This window comes from Flavobacterium pasteuri (genome assembly GCF_048286615.1).
Classification (GTDB): Bacteria; Bacteroidota; Bacteroidia; order Flavobacteriales; family Flavobacteriaceae; genus Flavobacterium.
In genome coordinates this window covers 241410-260285 of record NZ_JBLVPN010000006.1, presented here as the reverse complement: position 1 = coordinate 260285, position 18876 = coordinate 241410, and the positions used below count along the sequence as shown (strand labels likewise).

18 protein-coding genes and 1 other RNA gene are annotated in these 18876 nt (G+C 33.1%); 12 read left to right on the top strand and 7 right to left on the bottom strand.

Features of this window, described 5'->3' with window-relative positions:
* On the bottom strand, positions 1–2910 hold a 2910-nt coding region (locus ACNQF6_RS11190; protein WP_417965899.1), incomplete at its 3' end, for an MBG domain-containing protein.
* Positions 2911–3362: 452 nt separating this feature from the next.
* Between ACNQF6_RS11190 and ACNQF6_RS11185 the strand changes: the two genes are divergently transcribed.
* The 3 genes from ACNQF6_RS11185 (at position 3363) to ACNQF6_RS11175 (ending at position 6924) form a co-directional block, all read left to right on the top strand.
* Positions 3363–3848, top strand: a complete 486-nt coding sequence (locus tag ACNQF6_RS11185) for a SixA phosphatase family protein (protein WP_417965897.1) — start codon at positions 3363–3365, stop codon at positions 3846–3848.
* On the top strand, positions 3845–5932 hold the full coding sequence (ppk1, locus tag ACNQF6_RS11180) for a polyphosphate kinase 1 (RefSeq protein WP_417965894.1): 2088 nt from the start codon (positions 3845–3847) through the stop codon (positions 5930–5932). Before ACNQF6_RS11185 ends, ppk1 begins: the two co-directional genes overlap by 4 nt.
* A gap of 101 nt (positions 5933–6033) precedes the next feature.
* Complete coding sequence (locus ACNQF6_RS11175) at positions 6034–6924, top strand: Ppx/GppA phosphatase family protein (protein WP_417965892.1); 891 nt, start codon at positions 6034–6036, stop codon at positions 6922–6924.
* A gap of 20 nt (positions 6925–6944) precedes the next feature.
* Here the strand turns inward: ACNQF6_RS11175 and ACNQF6_RS11170 are convergent, their stop codons facing one another.
* Positions 6945–7361, bottom strand: a complete 417-nt coding sequence (locus tag ACNQF6_RS11170; protein ID WP_417965890.1) for a DNA polymerase III subunit gamma/tau — start codon at positions 7359–7361, stop codon at positions 6945–6947.
* Positions 7362–7368: 7 nt separating this feature from the next.
* Here ACNQF6_RS11170 and ACNQF6_RS11165 point away from each other — a divergent pair, with 7 nt between their 5' ends.
* Positions 7369–7503, top strand: coding sequence for a hypothetical protein (locus tag ACNQF6_RS11165; RefSeq protein ID WP_417965888.1), 135 nt, complete (start codon positions 7369–7371; stop codon positions 7501–7503).
* Positions 7504–7600: 97 nt separating this feature from the next.
* Here ACNQF6_RS11165 and dnaX read toward each other — a convergent pair whose 3' ends face one another.
* Together dnaX and ACNQF6_RS11155 are read right to left on the bottom strand one after the other, a co-directional pair.
* Positions 7601–8686, bottom strand: a complete 1086-nt coding sequence (dnaX, locus tag ACNQF6_RS11160) for a DNA polymerase III subunit gamma/tau (RefSeq protein ID WP_417965886.1) — start codon at positions 8684–8686, stop codon at positions 7601–7603.
* A gap of 279 nt (positions 8687–8965) precedes the next feature.
* A complete protein-coding gene (locus ACNQF6_RS11155; RefSeq protein ID WP_417965884.1) occupies positions 8966–9265 on the bottom strand; it encodes a hypothetical protein in 300 nt (99 codons plus the stop codon).
* Positions 9266–9382: 117 nt separating this feature from the next.
* Between ACNQF6_RS11155 and rnpB the strand changes: the two genes are divergently transcribed.
* From rnpB to ACNQF6_RS11140, 3 genes are all read left to right on the top strand, one after another.
* Positions 9383–9706, top strand: an RNA gene (gene rnpB / locus ACNQF6_RS11150) — RNase P RNA component class A.
* Positions 9707–9924: 218 nt separating this feature from the next.
* The gene (locus ACNQF6_RS11145) at positions 9925–10848 is read left to right on the top strand and encodes a ketopantoate reductase family protein (RefSeq protein WP_417965882.1); all 924 of its coding nucleotides are present in this window, start codon (positions 9925–9927) and stop codon (positions 10846–10848) included.
* Positions 10849–10948: 100 nt separating this feature from the next.
* The gene (locus ACNQF6_RS11140; RefSeq protein ID WP_417965879.1) at positions 10949–11506 is read left to right on the top strand and encodes a hypothetical protein; all 558 of its coding nucleotides are present in this window, start codon (positions 10949–10951) and stop codon (positions 11504–11506) included.
* A gap of 75 nt (positions 11507–11581) precedes the next feature.
* Here ACNQF6_RS11140 and ACNQF6_RS11135 read toward each other — a convergent pair whose 3' ends face one another.
* The gene (locus tag ACNQF6_RS11135; RefSeq protein WP_417965877.1) at positions 11582–12178 is read right to left on the bottom strand and encodes an RsmD family RNA methyltransferase; all 597 of its coding nucleotides are present in this window, start codon (positions 12176–12178) and stop codon (positions 11582–11584) included.
* Positions 12175–12981 carry a DUF3822 family protein gene (locus ACNQF6_RS11130; RefSeq protein ID WP_417965875.1) on the bottom strand — a complete coding sequence of 269 codons (807 nt, stop codon included), beginning with the start codon at positions 12979–12981 and terminating at the stop codon, positions 12175–12177. Before ACNQF6_RS11130 ends, ACNQF6_RS11135 begins: the two co-directional genes overlap by 4 nt.
* Before the next feature lie 166 nt (positions 12982–13147).
* Between ACNQF6_RS11130 and ACNQF6_RS11125 the strand changes: the two genes are divergently transcribed.
* From ACNQF6_RS11125 to kdsB, 5 genes are all read left to right on the top strand, one after another.
* A complete protein-coding gene (locus tag ACNQF6_RS11125) occupies positions 13148–14569 on the top strand; it encodes an ATP-dependent DNA helicase (RefSeq protein WP_417965873.1) in 1422 nt (473 codons plus the stop codon).
* A 102-nt stretch (positions 14570–14671) separates the two neighbouring features.
* Entirely contained in the window at positions 14672–15502 is an 831-nt protein-coding gene (gene ygiD, locus ACNQF6_RS11120) for a 4,5-DOPA-extradiol-dioxygenase (protein ID WP_417965871.1), read from the top strand.
* Between the two features lie 55 nt (positions 15503–15557).
* On the top strand, positions 15558–16487 hold the full coding sequence (locus ACNQF6_RS11115; protein WP_417965869.1) for a restriction endonuclease: 930 nt from the start codon (positions 15558–15560) through the stop codon (positions 16485–16487).
* A 114-nt stretch (positions 16488–16601) separates the two neighbouring features.
* A complete protein-coding gene (locus ACNQF6_RS11110; RefSeq protein ID WP_417965866.1) occupies positions 16602–17288 on the top strand; it encodes a GNAT family N-acetyltransferase in 687 nt (228 codons plus the stop codon).
* Between the two features lie 145 nt (positions 17289–17433).
* A complete protein-coding gene (gene kdsB / locus ACNQF6_RS11105; protein WP_417965864.1) occupies positions 17434–18159 on the top strand; it encodes a 3-deoxy-manno-octulosonate cytidylyltransferase in 726 nt (241 codons plus the stop codon).
* On the opposite strand, the gene ACNQF6_RS11100 is transcribed toward kdsB, so the two are convergent.
* Entirely contained in the window at positions 18160–18870 is a 711-nt protein-coding gene (locus ACNQF6_RS11100; protein ID WP_417965862.1) for a potassium channel family protein, read from the bottom strand.
* Between the last annotated feature and the right edge of the window lie 6 nt (positions 18871–18876).

The following is an 18876-nucleotide window of genomic DNA, read 5'->3' as shown; positions in this document are numbered from 1 at the left end:
TAAAGTCACCACGATAGGGTAAGCACCTACGTTAGAGAACTGCGTAGCAGAAGTTGCAAGAGTGTAGTTAATCGTATCTCCGTTTACAGCACCCGTCACCACGGCTGTTAAAGCAGGGTTAAGATCACCGTATACTTTCGTTTTATCATCAGCAGTAACAACTACATCAATAGCTTTAGGCGTAACTGTCAAAGTTCCGTTTACTGGAGTAACGTCATAGTTAGGATTACTACCTAAAGTCACCACGATAGGGTAAGCACCTACGTTAGAGAACTGCGTAGCAGAAGTTGCAAGAGTGTAGTTAATCGTATCTCCGTTTACAGCACCCGTCACCACGGCTGTTAAAGCAGGATTAAGATCACCGTATACTTTCGTTTTATCATCAGCAGTAACGACTACATCAATAGCTTTAGGGGTAACGGTTACAGTAACGGTCGCATTATCACAATTGGTTGGATTAAGTATTTCACAGATTCGGTATACCAAAGAATACGAACCGGCAGGCGTACCCGCGGCAACAATAACATCAGTTCCAGAAAGCGTGATTCCGGTATTAGTTGCAGAAACAAAAGTAGTGTTGACTTTAGAAGCTACAACCACCACCCCGTTCAATTTATCATTTGAAAGGACATTGGTGAAAGCTGTTTCAGCAGTAGCCCCATATACAACAGTTCCTGCATCATTAATCGCATCAATTACAGGAGCAGTAACTGTTACAGTAACGGTCGCATTATCACAATTGGCAGGATTAAGTATTTCACAGATTCGGTATACCAAAGAATACGAACCGGCAGGGGTACCCGCGGCTACAATTACATTGGTGCCAGAAAGTGTGATTCCGGCATTAGTTGAAGAAACAAAAGTAGTATTGACTTGAGAAGTAATAACAGGATCATTGTTTACGGTATCATTAGTTAATACATTCGTAAAAGCTGTTCCACCGTTGAATCCGTTTACCGGAGTTCCGATATCATTAATTGCATCAATAATTGAATTTACTGGAATAGGAGTTGATGTATAAGTATTATTGTTAGATACAGGGTCGTTATTTGTTCCTGAAATTGTTGCAGTATTAGCATAAGTTCCTCCATTTTTTACTTTTGCAACTACGGTTAATGTTGCAGTAGCTCCACTAGCAAAATTTCCTATTGTCCAATTTGGAGCGGACCAAGTGCCTACAGAAGGAGTGATACTAATGACAGTATAGCCATTTGGAATAGCATCATTTACAACTACATTAGTATCATTACTTATTCCTAAATTACTTGCTGTAATCGTAAAAGTAACATCACTTCCAATTGTTGGACTTGAGTTACTAACAGTTTTAACAACTTTTAAATCAGAACAACCTTTGAAAATATTTGTACTCACACTTGCACTGGTTAAACCCCAACCCCAAGTATTCAATAATCGTACATTTCCAAAGTCATTACAGGTAATACCATCAGTTTCATTTGAACCATTGGCAGGTGCAGGGATTGTTTGAAGTAAATTTCCGTTTCCACTCCAAGCACGTGCAGGGCTTGCAGTTCCAGCTAAAGAATTATCTAATCCAGCTCCAGTTAAATTGTTTTCCTGTGTACTTCCGTTACTAGAACAATTCGTCCCAACATTAGTTAATTGTGAATCATCCCAAAACATTTGAGAATTTGCAATTGCAATTGGAGCAATCGATGAAACATTAAATCCATTTATATTTAATTCAACATCATATATCGGCAGGTTAAATCTACCTTTAAGAAAGTTTAAAGTTAGATTAACTGTAGCTCCGTCATTTACTACATTTCCTAATCCGTCAAGACCATCCCAGGAAATACTGTTATCTCCTACAGGTAAACTTAGGGCCTCAAGAATTCTATCGCTTGTACCTGCTTGATAACCAGAAACTCCATTTAAATTGAATAATAATTTTACATCTCCGGGCTCTGAAATATTAAAACGAATCAGATATGGTCCGCAATTAATTATTGCAGGATTTAAGAAGGTTGGTGCTGCAGGTATTGATGCTACAGGATATAAATTTGAATCAGGATTGTTTAAAAAAACTTTATAACCATTTAATAAGGAAGGTGCTTTTGCTGCACTTATTGATCGTCTATCAATATTATAATCACCCGATTGAGAAACACCATAACTATTAACCGCTACATTGAATGCAATAGGCTGAAAACCAGGTTTGAAATCTATAAATAATACTACCCTATCAGCAGTGTAAGCATAAAAATTTGGCTCAGAAGTAGCAGTTGTAGTATTACCATAAGTAGATGATACAGCTACGAATCCCCATTTGTCAGAGTGCAAACGACCATTTTTTTTACCAAAACTTCCTGAATTATTAGCCACAGTCATATCAAACAAAGCACCAACAGCTCTATCTGCAGAAGAAGTTAAAGCTGTGATACCACCATCATTACTTCTAAAAATTTCAATCCAATGTTCTCCAGAAACAGTAGGGTCAAAGACCAATGGAGAATATCCGTTTGTTATGGAACCAATATTTGGACCAGCTAAAGCTCGGGCGTGACTATCTATACTACCTGCAACGCCATTTGCACTATTCCACAATGCGGTAACAGCAACTGTGCCATCAGGTCTTCTAATACGATAATATAAATTATTTAGCCTACCAGGATTTCCGACAGAAAATTCCCTCCAGTCAAAACCAAAATATAAGTTTTCTGTCGATGCATTAGCAATATTGAAATAAATTCTATTGTCTTCCGGCGCATTAAAATAAGATCCATTAGATAGATCTGGTGCGCTTAATACTGCAGTTATATTATTTGCATTTGGAGAAAGAGTAGGAGTTCCCTCTGCATAAACACTTATAGATAATAAAAAAATTATAAATATTAGTAAATAACAATTTTCAACACTCCTAACATTAGTTTGGGGTAGTTTTTTTTTCATGCGCTGAAGATAAATTTAATAGTAGATTTAGTCAATCTCAATAAGTTTTGATTATGGATTGTAAAAAAAATAATAATTGACAGTAAAACTACCACATTTTTTTTTTGTATATAATTTAACCTTTGAACAACGTAAAAAACCGTTTAACTAACATTTTAGATTTAAAAACAGTGCGTTTTAGAACATAATATATTTTTTGAGTCTAAATTTGAACTTTTTATAATAAAAATAATGTAAAATTTATTATCCGCAGTTCTATGATTTTTTGTAAGATTATTTTTTAAAGAGAATTAATTGATTGGTTTTATTTATTTTTAATTAGTAAAAAGATATTTTATAAATCAATGATATTTTCACAATTTGAATTTGGATAGAGGATTTCATTTGAAATTTATTTTGTAATTTGTAAGCTCAAATAAATTGAAACAGTTACATTGATAAATAGTGTTAGTATGAAAAATCTAATTTTAGTTCGGCATGCAAAATCAAGTTGGGAAGTCCCAATGCATGATAAAGATCGTGGTTTGACTTGTCAGGGCATGAAAGATGCGCATCTTGTTTCTGCTCATGCTAAAGATTTTATCCCCAAAACGTATATTATTTGGGCCAGTTCTGCAAAAAGAGCAACAGACACAGCGTTAATTTTTGCTCAAAATTTGGCCTATCCTATAGAAAGTATCGTTTACAAAGACGACCTTTATACCTTTGATGAAAAAAAACTGGAGGAAATTATTAAATCATGCAGTAATCTTTTCGAAAGTGTTATTGTTTTCGGACATAATGGTGCCATTACAAATTTTGTTAATAAATTTGGGGATGATTATTTTGATAATATTCCTACAAGCGGATTTGTATCCGTGAAGTTTGATACCGATGATTGGAAAAAAATTAAAAAAGGTAAAATAAAAAAAACAATATTTCCCAAAGATTTAAGATGAATAAAGTATTAGAATATAAATACATTGATAGAGAAAAAAGTTGGTTAGCTTTCAATGCCAGAGTACTTCAAGAAGCTGGTGATAATTCAGTTCCGTTATTAGACAGACTAAGATTTTTAGGTATATTTTCGAATAATTTAGATGAATTTTTCAGAGTTCGTTTTGCCGCTATAAGACGGTTAAGTCTTACGGGAATCACTGGAGAAAAGTATCTTGGAGGGATTTCTGCTCAGCAATTAGTAAAAGATATAACTGAAATTGTAATCCAACAACAATCAGAAAGTTTACGAATATTAAATATTATTGAAGCTGAACTTGAGACTGAAAATATATTTATCATCACTGAAAATGATATTACAATTGAGCAGGAAATCTTTTTAAAAGACTTTTTTATTCAAAAACTAAGTCCTGAATTAGTAACCATAATTTTGAATGATTTAGCAGAATTTCCCGTGTTGAAAGACACTTCGGGATATTTAGCCATTAAACTGGTTATGAATAAAAATTCTGAAGTTCGTTATGCCGTAATCGAAATTCCAAAAACAATTAACCGTTTTGTTGTTTTACCATCTAATAATGAAAAACATTATATCATACTTCTGGATGATGTGATTAGACATAATTTGAGCAGTATTTTTAATATTTTTGACTACAAAAGTGTTTCTGCACACATGATAAAAATTACCAGAGATGCTCAATTAGACATCGATAGTGATTTAAGCAAAAGTATGATTGAAAAAATATCATTGAGTGTTAAAGATCGTAGAATTGGTGAACCGGTTCGCTTTATTTACGACCAATTAATAGAAGAAGATACTTTGCAATTTTTTCTTGATAAAATGAAAATCGTTTCTACTGACAGTATTATTCCTGGCGGGAGATACCATAACAGACGCGATTACATGAATTTTCCAAATCTGGGTCGATTCGATTTATTATACAAAACCAATGATCCTTTGCCAATTCCTGGATTGAGCCTTGAAGGCAGTATGTTAGAAAAAATAAGCGAAAAAGATTATTTGCTAAATGCTCCATATCAATCCTTTTCATATCTGACAAAATTTTTGCGTGAAGCGGCATTAGACCCAAAAGTAACTTCTATTAAAATTACTTTATATCGATTAGCTAAAAATTCTCAAATCATAAGTTCTCTTATAAATGCAGCCAAAAACGGAAAAAAAGTAACCGTTCAAATCGAATTGCAAGCTCGTTTTGATGAAGCTTCCAATATTTCGTATGCTGAGCAAATGCAAACAGAAGGCATCGAGTTAATTTTTGGAATAAAAGGACTAAAAGTACACAGTAAAATATGTGTTATTGAACGAAATGAGAATAATAAAATAAGACGATACGGCTTTATTTCGACAGGGAATTTCAATGAATCTACTGCAAAAGTGTATACTGACGTAACTCTTTTTACGAGTCATCAACAAATTCTGAAAGATATCATGCGAATATTTGAGTTTTTTGACATCAATTATAGAGTACATCGCTACAAACATCTTATTGTTTCCCCACATTACACCAGAAGCCGATTTATAAAATTAATTGATAGAGAGATTACGCATGCATTAGCAGGAAGGAAAACACATATAAAGCTAAAAATGAATAGTTTATCTGATTTTGAAATGATAGATAAATTATATGAAGCCAGTAGGGCAGGAGTAAAAATTCAACTTGAAGTTAGAGGTATTTGTTCTTTGATACCAGGAATTCCAGGAATGAGCGATAATATTGAAGCGATCAGTATCGTAGATAATTATTTAGAGCATTCCAGAATTTACATTTTTGGTAATGCTGGACAAACTGAAGTTTATATTTCATCAGCTGATTTTATGACCAGAAATCTAGATGGGCGTGTTGAAGTTACCTGTCCAATATACGATCAAGAAATAAAAAATGAGTTAATTGACAACTTCGATATAGGTTGGAAAGGGAATGTAAAAGCCCGTTTTCATTCTTATAAATTAGATAATAAATACAGAGTCCGAAATCATAATCCTGTTTTTAGAGCGCAATTAGAAACTTACAAATACTATCAGAGTAAAGTTGAATTAGAGTCAAAAAAAGAAGAAATAGTATAGCTTTTTGCTCCAGTTTAGTTTAATATTTCAATAATTTTTTGATTTTAGAATTAATAAAACTGACCAATTAATTACTAAAAGAATAAACAATCAAATCCAAAATGATTAAAATAAAAAAATATGCCGCAATCGATATTGGTTCTAATGCCATGCGTTTATTGATTGTAAATATTGTAGAACAAGAGGGAAAAGAGCCGCAGTTTAATAAGAGTTCATTAGTGCGTGTTCCAATTCGTCTTGGACAAGATGCCTTTACCGTAGGTGAAATTTCAGAAGAAAACTTGGAAAGAATGTGCGATGCTATGAAAGCTTTTAATCTTTTGATGAAGGTGCATAAAGTAGAACGTTATATGGCATTTGCAACCTCAGCGATGCGCGAAGCCTATAATGGCAAAGAAGTTGTTGCTCTAATAAAGAAAAAAGCCGACATAAAAATAGAAATTATTGATGGTAAAAAAGAAGCGGCAATAATCGCTTCAACAGATTTACACCATTTACTAAAAACGGATCAAACCTATCTTTTTGTAGATGTAGGTGGTGGAAGCACAGAATTTACCTTGTTTTCTAATGGTAAAATGATTAATTCAAGATCATTCAAAGCAGGAACGGTACGATTATTAAATGATATGGTTTGTGATGTGGTTTGGGATGAAATTGAAAAATGGATCAAAACAAATACGGAAGAATATGATGAAGTCATTCTGATAGGTTCAGGGGGGAATATTAATAAGCTTTTCAAGATGTCTGGGAAAGTACAAGAAAAACCATTATCATATATTTATATGAATTCCCAATACGCTTTCTTGAACTCACTTTCGTATGAACAAAGAATCTCAGAATTAGGTTTGAATCCGGATCGTGCTGATGTTATTATTCCTGCTACAAGAATTTATCTGAATGCCATGAAATGGAGTGGAGCAAGAAATATCTATGTCCCTAAAATTGGACTTTCAGATGGTATTGTAAAAGCGATGTATTATGGAAAAATATAATTTTCTTCAGAGTTAATATCTTAAGCATCTAAATCTAATCCAAATGTTGTTCGTAAAAGTTCAATATTTGGATTTATTTCATGAAGTCTGTTGTAGCGATCTTGGTCGTTAAAACTTCTTTTACTTTCAATACTTTCATTCACAATAACCTCAATTGTGATGTCGTGATTGTGCAAATGCCCTTTTAAATGCCCTAAAAGTCCATTCAATTCTTTTTCAAAATCTAATTTAGAACCTTCATTTGGTAATTCAAGTGTAATAGAAGTTCCATTTAGTTTAGGATCGTTAATAAGCAATAACGACTCCATAATTTTATAACCTTTATCTCCTAAACGTTGTGCATATTTGTTCCATTGCAGTAACATTTCTGTTTCAGTAAAAGATTCTGTTGGCAAATGTGCCACTTCTTTAACAATCCCTTTGGTACTTTCTTCCAATGCTTTTTTGGCACGGATACTAGATAATGAAAACGCAGAAACCTTAGGTTCATTAGATTGTGGAATGTCAATTTTTACTGAAGGTGTTGGAACAGGAATTGAAGTTACAATACTAGCTATAGCTTCCGGTTCTTTTTCTTGAACTGTCGCTGCAATTGGAGTGTTTGCAATACTTTCTATTTTAGCTTTTGGATTTTCGACTATAGAGTAATCGTTCTTTCTAAAGTAAGTAGGAGGAATTATAAATTGGTCAACTTTTTTTTTTCTCCATCAAAAGTGATAGAGGCAAGTTGCATCAGGCAAAGTTCAACAAGAAGTCGTTGATTTTGGCTCAGTTTATACTTTAAATCACAATCATTTGCAATTTCAATCCCTTTTAACAGAAAGTCTTGACTGCATTTTTGCGCTTGCACGCCATACATTTGTTGTGCTTGTTCTCCAACCTCTAATAAAGATAAAGTTGCAGGTGTTTTAGAAACTAATAAATCTCTAAAATGAGAGGCTAATCCGGATACGAAATGATGTGCATCAAAACCTTTAGCCAGAATTTCGTTGAAAGCCATCAATAAATCTGGGATTTTGTTTTCCAGAACTAAATTAGTAATATTAATGTAGGTTTCGTAATCCAACACATTCAAGTTTTCCGTAACGGCCTGACGTGTTAAATCTTTTCCACAAAAAGAAACCACTCGGTCAAAAATTGACAAAGCATCACGCATCGCTCCATCAGCTTTTTGAGCAATGATATGCAAAGCATCATCTTCAAAATTAACTCCTTGACTTGTGGCCACTTCGGCAAGATGTTCTTTAGCATCTTTTACGGTAATTCTTTTGAAATCAAATATTTGACAACGAGATAAAATCGTTGGAATAATTTTATGTTTTTCGGTCGTAGCCAATATGAAAATGGCATGCTTTGGCGGTTCTTCCAATGTTTTCAAGAAAGCATTAAAAGCTGCCGAAGACAACATGTGAACCTCATCAATAATATACACTTTGTATTGTCCCGTTTGTGGCGGAATACGAACTTGGTCAATTAGATTACGGATATCATCAACAGAATTGTTTGAAGCAGCATCTAATTCGAAAACATTAAAAGCAAAATCTTCATTTGGATCATCATATCCCGGTTGATTTATCTTTCGAGCCAAAATACGGGCACAAGTTGTTTTTCCAACGCCACGAGGTCCTGTGAATAATAATGCCGAAGCTAAGTGATTGCTTTCTATGGCATTCAATAAAGTCTTGGTAATGGCTTTTTGTCCTACAACATCTTTAAATGTTTGAGGACGATATTTACGGGCCGATACAACAAATTGTTCCATAGAATTTTTATTCGAAAGCAAATATAGGTTTTAATTTAATGATGCAAAAATTTAAGTATTGAAAGATTTTATAATTATCATAATGGTTTTTGTTTCCCAAATACCCTATCCCAGATTACCTCACAGTACTATAATTTTATTGGAGTTCAGTGAACTGCGTTTGAAGTAAAAGTCTTTATAAGCCGGTCCCGTAACCTCGGGATGGCGGATAAGATTGCAACGGATAGCTGGAATTTACTTTTAAAAAAATAATTGATTTAAGTTCTTTTAGAAAAGAATTTACTTGTCTCTTCCTTTAATGCTAAGATCAATTAAAACTCTTGCTGCACCATTATCTGAATTTGCTGCATATCCCGCTACAAACACACCTTTTTTACCAGAAGTTGATTTTATACCATAAACTGTTGCTTCGTCATCTGGATTTGAATCGCCTTCGTAACGATAAATATGTTGAATTTCATAGTGGCTAGGATTTTTTACAATATCTTCCTCATGAAGATTAAAATCAAAGGTAAATCCCATCTCATTCAAATCGTCTAAGGCTTTAGAAACGGTGGCATAATGATACATATTTGACATAATAGAGATTTTTTAGTTATTTACTAAAGGTAACTAATTTATAATGAATTGATTGTAAAAGGCTCGTTAAAGTGGGTTACAGTAAATGAAAAAAAGAATTAAATAGTGTAAATTTGCAACGCAGACCGCCTTATCGCCGTTTTGAGCAATCAAGAGGGAGGAAAGTCCGGACACCAAAGGGAAGCATAGCGGGTAATTCCCGTCGGTCTCGTCTTTACGGACAAGATTAGGACAAGTGCAACAGAAAGTATGTACAGGTAATGCTGTAGTGAAACCAGGTAAACTCTATGCGGTGAAATATCAAGTATATCAGCATTTAAGGGCGTCTCGTTCGTTGCTGAAGGGTAGATAGCTTGAGTCCCGAAGTAATTCGGGATCTAGATAAATGATAAGGCTCTAATTTATTGGAGACAGAATCCGGCTTATAGGTCTGCATTTTTTTATTAAACCATTTAATAAAACTAAAGATTGTGAAATCTAAAAAAGAACCATTAAGAAATTAAGTTTCATTAAGTCGCAACGCTTAATTTTCTAAATTTCTTAATGGTTTAATTTTTAAATAGTAGTTATGAAATCGCCAATAACAACAAGTTTAGGTAAGTAAACACCAATCAATAAAAAGGCGATACTATATAAGACTACTAAAAAAAATTACCTGTATGAAAACAAGAATTGGGATTTTAGGATTGGGTGGAGTAGGCGGTTACTTCGGAGGATTATTAGCTAAAGCTTATTTTGAATCAGATGCAATAGAAATCGTATTTATTGCAAGAGGCGAAACCCAAAAAGCAATAGCAAAAAATGGATTGAAAATTATTGCTGATACTACTGAAATAAGTACTTTTCCGAGTTTAGTTTCTAACAACCCAGAAGAAATTGGGAAACTTAATTACCTTATTTGCGCTACTAAAACTTACGATATTGAAACCAGTTTTGAAACTATAAAAAATTGTATTACACCAAACACGATAATCCTACCTTTATATAATGGTGTCGATGCCACGGAACGCATCCAAAAGTTGTTTTCTGAAAATACTGTTTTGCAAGGTTGTGTTTATATTGTTTCAATGATTGAATCACCTGGAGTTATCAAAAAAATGGGTTCTTATGAAAAACTATTTTTTGGTTCTAAAAATACACCGGTTTCCAAATTAAATGAACTACAATCCATTTTCGAAAAGGCTTCTATCGAAAGTTATCTTGTGGAAAATATCGAAGAAACGGTTTGGGAAAAGTTCATTTTTATTTCCGCTTTGGCTTCAGCAACTTCGTATTTAAACCAAAACATAGGAGGGATTTTGAATAATCCTGAAAATAAAGCAATTTATAGTTCATTGTTAAACGAGATAACTGCTGTCGCTGTTGCAAAAGGGCTAGCGTTGCCAGATGCTATTGTGGTTCAGACGATTATCAAACTCGAAAAAACTCCAAAAGATGCTACCTCATCTATGCACAGAGATTTATTGGCAGGAAGAAATACTGAAGTAGTTTCCTTGACAAAATATGTGGTAGATCAAGCAATAAAATTTGGAGTTGCAACGCCTATTTACCAAATGGTATTAGAGAAGTTAACGAGAAATTGAGTTTATTATTAAAATAAAATTCTGACAAATTAGAATTTAGTATTATGTTTGCGTCCGATATAAAACAAATGATATATCGAGAACTTAATAATAACTATACATGCAATTATCGGTATCTAACAATGGTAAAGCAGCTCTTGCAGCTCTTTTTATTTTAATGACAATTTCACATTCTAACGCACAAGAAAAACCAGTCGTAGAAAAAAGTCAATTTAAAATTAATGTATTACTTCCCGGATTTGTTTACGAACATGGTCTAAGTGATAAAAACACACTTTACTCAGAATTGAGTTCAGGTTACGGATACACATCTAATAGTTTTGGGAAAACCTGGACCTTCTATCCTTACATTAATGAGCAGTTTCGTCATTATTACAATTTAGAGAAAAGGGTAGGAAAAGGAAAACTTACGTCCCATAATTCAGGAGGATTTGTTGCTATGGCCGCTTTATATAATTTCAGATCGATTTCTACTAATGATAATTTTTTACCTGAAAATGCATCGATCACTATAGCGCCGGTTTGGGGTTTTCAACGAACGTACAAAGGGAATTTTAATCTTGATTTGAATATGGGTGTTGGTTATAATTTTGACAAAAATGACAGTGAATTAGTTTCAGTTTTAAACTTTACATTAGGTTGGGTAATTGGTAAATAGTTATTTTAAATCTTTATTAAAAACAGAAAAGCTCTTGAAATTACAAGAGTTTTTCTGTTTTATATACTATCTAGATTATTCTTCTTCACCTTCGTTTTGGTCTGCTTCATTTTCAGAATCTTCTTTATCACCAGAACCAATTTCGAAAAAACTAAAAATAGAACCACCATAACTTTTCTGGAACGAAAAGTGAATCATGTGATCTAGTTTGGTATATTTAGAATGCTCAATTACCATCATTCCATCTTCATTAAGTAATTCTTTTTCGAAAACTAATAAGATAATTTTTTCGAAAGTTTTTTGGTCCAAAGCATAAGGAGGATCTGCAAAAATGATATCGTACGAGGTTTTACATCTTTCTAAATAAGCAAAAACATCACTTTTTGTGGCGGCAATATTAAAATCATATTCGGCAGCAACTTGCTTGATAAATTTTACACAACCAAAATCACCATCAACAGAAGTTATTGGAGTACTTCCCCGTGAGGCAAATTCGTAACTGATGTTTCCGGTTCCGGCAAATAAATCTAATATTTTAAGTCCTTCAAAACTGAAATGGTTGTTCAAAACATTAAATAATGCTTCTTTAGACATATCGGTTGTGGGACGAACGGGTAATCCTTTTGGTGGAAAAATGCGTCTTCCTTTGTATTTTCCTGAAATGATTCTCATGAGTTGAAAAGTATAAAATGATTTCTGTTTTCGGCCTCAGAAAAATAATTGTTCCATCGCAAATCCTCTACATCAATAAGAGAAACATTGCGAATGTATTTGTAAGCGATTTTATAATAATCACTTTCGGTATCAATATTTCCGATTAGTTCCAATGCGAAGTTTTCGGGATTTAAATTCAATTGTTCGGCAGTAAATAAAATGTAATACAAGAAATCTTCCGGTGTGTTGTAATCGAAAGAATTGAAAAGCAATAATTTTTGGTTCTGAACCACAATGATTTCAAAATGACCTGTATTAATATGTACAAACATTTTTTTCTCATCCTTATTTTTGGAAGCAATTAAAAGTTTTGAAACCAAAATACTGTTGGCATGTTTGTAATCGAAAGCACCAAATTGGTCAATGAAAAAATTATTGATATTCACATACGGAATATAAACCGCATTCATTTGATAGTTAGGTATTTCATCAAAAGCGAAAAAATCGGTTTCAAAAACTTTAGTGTTGTATTGCAAATAACTGCCTAAAAAGTTTTCGTCAAATAACGGTTCTGGAACAAAAGTAGAAAGGTTGTTATTGTGAATCACCAAAATTTCATCATACGAATCCTTTAATTCTGGATAATCTCTAAATGCATCGGCAAACAAATCTTCAATTTTTGTGGCTTTGTGAAAGGTATCAAAATGAACTTCGTTAAAGGAAGTTACTGTATTATTTAGCGTATCAAAACAACAAAAAGAAAGTCCTGTCAAGGAAACTTGAATGGAAAGTTTTTTATATTTTTTTTCAGCTATGTTCATAATACTATTGATTTTTTCAACAACGCAAACTTACAAATTTTAAAATCAATAACAATATCAATTGCAATGGCAATGGCAAAAATCAATAGTAGTAATTGAAAATTGAAATTGCTATTGGCATTGAAATTGAAAAAACATTCTTTACTTTGCAGTCAAATAATACGAAATGAATTCCTCCCTGTTTTATAGTCTTTTACAAAAAAAGTTCCCTTTTCAACCCACGTATAAACAGGATATTTTTTTTCAAAAAATTGCTATTTTTTTAACCGAAACCGATAATAAAACCATCTTCGTATTAAAAGGATATGCGGGAACGGGAAAAACGACCGTTATTTCTACGATTGTAAATAGTTTATTAGACATCAATAAAAAATATGTCTTGTTGGCGCCAACAGGTCGTGCGGCAAAAGTAATTGCTAATTATTCGAACAAACCGGCTTTTACAATTCATAAAAAAATATATTTTCCCAAGAAATCTTCCGGTGGTGGCGTTTCATTTACATTGCAACAAAACAAACATAAGAACACGATTTTCATAGTCGATGAAGCTTCGATGATTTCGGATACCAATTCCGATTCTAAGTTGTATGAAAACGGTTCCTTATTAGATGATTTGATTTCGTATGTCTATTCGGGAACCAATTGCAAAATGATTTTATTGGGAGATACGGCTCAGTTGCCTCCGGTGAATTTAGATATCAGTCCGGCTTTGGACATTCGTACTTTGGGAATGAATTATGACAAAGAAGTAGAACATATTGAGTTGGACGAAGTCATGCGTCAGGAAGAAAATTCCGGAATTTTACATAACGCAACTGAACTTCGGGAATTATTGAAAGATTCCTTTATAGATGAATTCAAATTTGATGTCAAGAAATTCAAAGATATTGTTCGATTGACGGATGGATACGATATTCAGGATGCCATCAATTCGGCTTACAGTAATTATAGTATAGAAGACACCGCTTTTATTGTTCGTTCGAATAAAAGAGCGAATCAATATAATGAGCAAATCCGGACCAAAATTCTGGATAAAGAAAGCGAACTTTCCACAGGCGATTTCCTGATGGTGGTGAAGAACAATTATTTTTGGTTGAAAGATTCGGATGAAGCGGGTTTTATTGCTAATGGTGATATTATCGAAATATTAGAAATTTTCAATATCAAAGAATTATATGGTTTTAAGTTTGCCAAAGTAAAAATTCGAATGATTGATTACCCCAATCAGATTCCATTTGAAACGGTATTGTTAATGGACACCATAAAAAGCGAATCGCCATCTTTAACCTATGAAGAATCCAACCGATTGTATCAGGAAGTGGTGAAAGATTACGAGGGCGAAACCAAATTCCAAAAGTTTCAAAAAGTAAAAGCCAACGAATATTTCAATGGTTTGCAAGTAAAATTCTCGTATGCAATTACGTGCCATAAATCACAAGGTGGACAATGGAATACGGTTTTTATAGAACAACCATATTTGCCGGATGGCATCAATCGAGATTACATTCGCTGGTTGTACACCGCAATGACCCGAGCAAAAAATAAATTATATTTGATAGGATTTAAAGATGAGAATTTTGTAGAATAATTTTTTTAAATTAAACCATTAAGAAATTTAAGGTTATTAAGTCATTATAGTAATACCTTAAAAAACTTAAATTTCTTAATGGTTTAAAAATAAATATTTATTATGAATTCACTAAATGACTTACATAAAATTTCAGGTTCTTTTTCGAATACCGAAAAAATGCCTGTTTTGTTTCTAGGACACGGCAGCCCGATTAACGCGATTGAAGAAAATCAGTTTGTGACGGGTTTTCGAAACTTGGCTAAAACGTTACCACAGCCAAACGCCATTTTATGTATTTCGGCGCATTGGTATACCAAAGGGACAAAGGTTACCGCAATGGAAATGCCAAGAACGATTCATGACTTTGGTGGTTTTCCGCAAGCGTTGTTTGACGTGCAATATCCTGCAAAAGGAAGTCCGGAATTAGCGATAGAAACCAAACAATTGTTGACTCCGGTAGAAGTAGAGCTGGACGAACATTGGGGTTTGGATCACGGTGCTTGGAGTGTTATCAAACATTTATATCCAGAAGCGAATGTTCCCGTAATTCAGTTGAGTATTGATTATACAAAATCCGGGCAATACCATTTTGAGTTGGCTCAAAAACTAAGCGAGTTGCGTACCAAAGGAATCCTAATTGTAGGTAGCGGAAATATTGTTCATAATTTAAGGTTAGTCGATTTTCAAAATTTCGATAAAGACAATTACGGTTACGATTGGGCTATTGAAGCAAGGGAATCAGTAAACAATTATTTACTGGACGGAAATTTTCAACCCTTGATTGATTTTGAAAAACAAAGCAAAGCGTTTCAATTAGCGATTCCTACACCGGAACATTATTTGCCTTTGATTTATACTTTAGGACTAAAAGGAAAATCCGAAGAACTGAGTTTGTTTAATGATAAACTATTGGCGGGTTCTTTGAGTATGACTTCGGTGAAGATTATGTAAATTTTGTGAAATTAATCTTATATTTGAAAAATTGAATTAAATTAAAAAGTCAAAAATGGCTATACCCAAACACGATGAAATTAGAGTTCCTGCAATGGAACTATTGTTGAGAAATAGTGAGATGAAACTTAGAGATTTTATCGAACCACTTTCTAAATATTTTAAACTTTCAGAAGAGGAAATTAACGAAATGTATCCTTCTGGGAATGGACATGTTTTTTATGATAGAATTTCTTGGGCGTTGAGTTATTTGAATATGGGTGGTCTTTTAGATAAACCAAAACGAGGAATATATAAGATTAACCAAAACGGAATGGATTTACTTAAAACACCTGAAAATGTTGATTTATATATAGAAAAACAATTAGAAAAAAGAGAGCCAAATAAAACAAAAAAGAAGTCAAGGGAAGAGCAAATTAATATTGAAGAAATTGCTTCTGAATTAACACCTCAAGAAAGACTTTACTCATCTTTTTCAAATATTCGTAATTCTGTTTATTCGGATATTTTAAATACTATTTTGACAAAGACACCAACTTCATTTGAAAAATTAGTAGTGATGCTTTTGCAAAAAATGGGATATGGTGGAGAAATCGAAAATTCAGGTTTAGTAACTAAAGTATCAAATGATGGAGGAATTGACGGTATTATTAAAGAGGATGTTCTTGGACTTGGGAGAATACATATTCAAGCTAAAAGATATAAAATGGATAGTTGTATTGGAAGAGAGGAAATTCAAAAATTTGTTGGAGCTTTAGCTGTTGCTCAATCAAATAAAGGAGTATTTATAACAACTTCTTATTATTCGAAAGGAGCAATGGAATATGTAAATAATTTGAATGGTTCAACAACAATAGTTCTAATTGATGGTAAACAATTAGCAGAATATATTTATGATTATAGTCTTGGAATGCAAGTTGAGCAAACTATAGAAATAAAAAAACTTGATGCAGATTTTTGGGACTCGATGAAAGATGAACAGTAATAATTTGGTTTTCAATGACGTGAGCGTCTCACTCATGAACTCAAACTAAATATAACTACTTCTTTTAAGAGTCATCATTATTAACCCCAAAACCAACCTTCAAAACTACTTATTGTGAAAACACAAGACGATAAAAAATTAGATAATCCAGTTTGGTTTTCTTTATCAGAAACGCATCAAAGTTTTGCGGTAGATTACGGCAGTGTAAAATTTTATCATCCGGATTATTGTCCGTTTGGTGGTTTTGAAACAGGAAATGCGATTGCAAAGTCTATCGATGAATATTCTGAGATGGTTGATAGTTTTTTTATTGTTGGAGAAAAACCGGAACATTCAAATCTTTTAAAGTTTAATAAAGAATTGGTTTGTCTTCAAATGATTGTTTGCAATCCAATCAATATTGCCATTAATGACCCAATCATAAAATTGACTGGCGAACATATTGATGCTTTATATGAGTTGGTGAACTTGGTTCAACCAGGATATTTTAAAAAGAAAACTGCTTTATTAGGCAATTATTATGGTATTTTCAAAAATGAAGAACTTGTTGCCGTGACTGGTGAGCGCATGCAAATGAATGACTTTATTGAAGTAAGCGCCGTAGTAACACATTCCAATCATACCGGAAAAGGATACGCCAAACAATTAGTTGCCCATGCTGTAAATGAAATTTTCAAGCAAAATAAAACTCCTTATTTACATGTGATTGAAGATAACATAGGAGCAATACAATTGTACGAGAAATTAGGTTTTACAATTAGACGAAAAATTAGTTTTTGGAATATCATGATGTATACTTAGGTTGATAATTAATAACAATTTTGTAAATCCTAAAAACATACTAACTTAGCACCAAGCGAACTTGATTATTGCTTTTGCCCCAGATAAAACTTAAAATATAAAACTTTGCGACTTAGTGCCTTCGTGGCAAATTAAAAATATAAAAATGAAAATAATAGCAGTCATTCCCGCACGTTACGCTTCGACACGATTTCCCGCAAAACTAATGCAGGATTTGGGAGGCAAAACGGTCATTTTAAGAACCTATGAAGCAGCCATAAACACGGAATTGTTTGATGATGTTTTTGTAGTAACAGATTCCGATTTAATTTATGACGAAATTGTTTCTCATGGAGGAAAAGCGATCAAAAGCATCAAAGAACACGAATCAGGAAGTGATCGAATTGCGGAAGCAGTCGAAAATCTGGATGTTGATATTGTGATTAATGTGCAAGGAGACGAACCGTTTATTGATGTAGAACCTTTGGCAAAAGTGATTGAAGTTTTTAGAAATGATTTGGATAAAAAAGTGGATTTAGCTTCGTTGATGCGCGAAATCACTAATGAAGACGATATCAATAATCCGAACAATGTAAAAGTGGTAGTGGATCAAAACGGATTTGCTTTATACTTTTCACGTTCGGTAATTCCATATCCAAGAGAGAAAAATGTGGGTGTTCGCTACATGCAACACATTGGGATTTATGCTTTTAGAAAACAAGCTTTATTGGATTTTTATAGTTTACTAATGCAATCTTTGGAAGCATCCGAAAAACTGGAACAATTGCGTTATTTGGAATTTGGAAAACGAATTAAAATGGTGGAAACGACACATGTCGGAATCGGAATTGATACTCCGGAGGATTTAGAAAAAGCGAGAAAAATGTTGTAATTACTCTAGATTTTCATGATCGAAATAGCCTTTTGTTTTTACTTTAGTGGAGAAGAAATTCAAGAAAAGCACAATGAAAAACAGAAACAGTAAGGCTTGTGTAGTAACTAGAAATTTCCCTATTGGTGTAATTGGATGGTAGTCGCCGTAGCCGATGGAAGAGGAAGTTACAATGCTGAAATAAATAGAATCAAACCAATGCAAAAACGGTCTGTTCATGTAATTTCCAACAGAATAAAAGACAGCATACGCAAATGCAATTTCTAAATAGTTAAAGAAAAGCAACAACATGGATCTCTTGTATGAGCGTGGTTTTGAAAATAAATCAGATGCAAAAATGAGTGTTGGAATATAAAAAACAGTTTCCAAAAAAACATAAACAAGAATCCAAATAAGCCACTGATGGCTTTGCCAATGATTTATTAAAATCATTATTGGAAAAATTACTTTTAATAAAACATAAAAGTCTAAAGCTAAATCTTGGTATTCAACACCCTTCTTGCTGGCCCAATATTTAATGTAAATCCCTGGAAAAAGTAATTGAGAAGAAGCGAGTATTAATCGGACAATTTTTTCAATGCCATTGTCTTCCTGATGATCGTTATTCCAAATGGACTGAATATTCTGAATCCGTTTTTGGATAGGATTAAATTTAGGTTGCACGCCCTTTGACGTTTTTCCCAGAAGCAGTTTTTTTAAAATTTTTTTCATTCCAGC

Coding starts and splice junctions, on each gene's coding strand:
- ACNQF6_RS11185 (WP_417965897.1), top strand. CDS start 3,363: ATGAAAAATCTAATTTTAGTTCGGCATGCAAAATCAAGTTGGGAAGTC.
- ppk1 (WP_417965894.1), top strand. CDS start 3,845: ATGAATAAAGTATTAGAATATAAATACATTGATAGAGAAAAAAGTTGG.
- ACNQF6_RS11175 (WP_417965892.1), top strand. CDS start 6,034: ATGATTAAAATAAAAAAATATGCCGCAATCGATATTGGTTCTAATGCC.
- dnaX (WP_417965886.1), bottom strand. CDS start 8,686: ATGGAACAATTTGTTGTATCGGCCCGTAAATATCGTCCTCAAACATTT.
- ACNQF6_RS11155 (WP_417965884.1), bottom strand. CDS start 9,265: ATGTCAAATATGTATCATTATGCCACCGTTTCTAAAGCCTTAGACGAT.
- ACNQF6_RS11145 (WP_417965882.1), top strand. CDS start 9,925: ATGAAAACAAGAATTGGGATTTTAGGATTGGGTGGAGTAGGCGGTTAC.
- ACNQF6_RS11140 (WP_417965879.1), top strand. CDS start 10,949: ATGCAATTATCGGTATCTAACAATGGTAAAGCAGCTCTTGCAGCTCTT.
- ACNQF6_RS11135 (WP_417965877.1), bottom strand. CDS start 12,178: ATGAGAATCATTTCAGGAAAATACAAAGGAAGACGCATTTTTCCACCA.
- ACNQF6_RS11130 (WP_417965875.1), bottom strand. CDS start 12,981: ATGAACATAGCTGAAAAAAAATATAAAAAACTTTCCATTCAAGTTTCC.
- ACNQF6_RS11125 (WP_417965873.1), top strand. CDS start 13,148: ATGAATTCCTCCCTGTTTTATAGTCTTTTACAAAAAAAGTTCCCTTTT.
- ygiD (WP_417965871.1), top strand. CDS start 14,672: ATGAATTCACTAAATGACTTACATAAAATTTCAGGTTCTTTTTCGAAT.
- ACNQF6_RS11115 (WP_417965869.1), top strand. CDS start 15,558: ATGGCTATACCCAAACACGATGAAATTAGAGTTCCTGCAATGGAACTA.
- kdsB (WP_417965864.1), top strand. CDS start 17,434: ATGAAAATAATAGCAGTCATTCCCGCACGTTACGCTTCGACACGATTT.
- ACNQF6_RS11100 (WP_417965862.1), bottom strand. CDS start 18,870: ATGAAAAAAATTTTAAAAAAACTGCTTCTGGGAAAAACGTCAAAGGGC.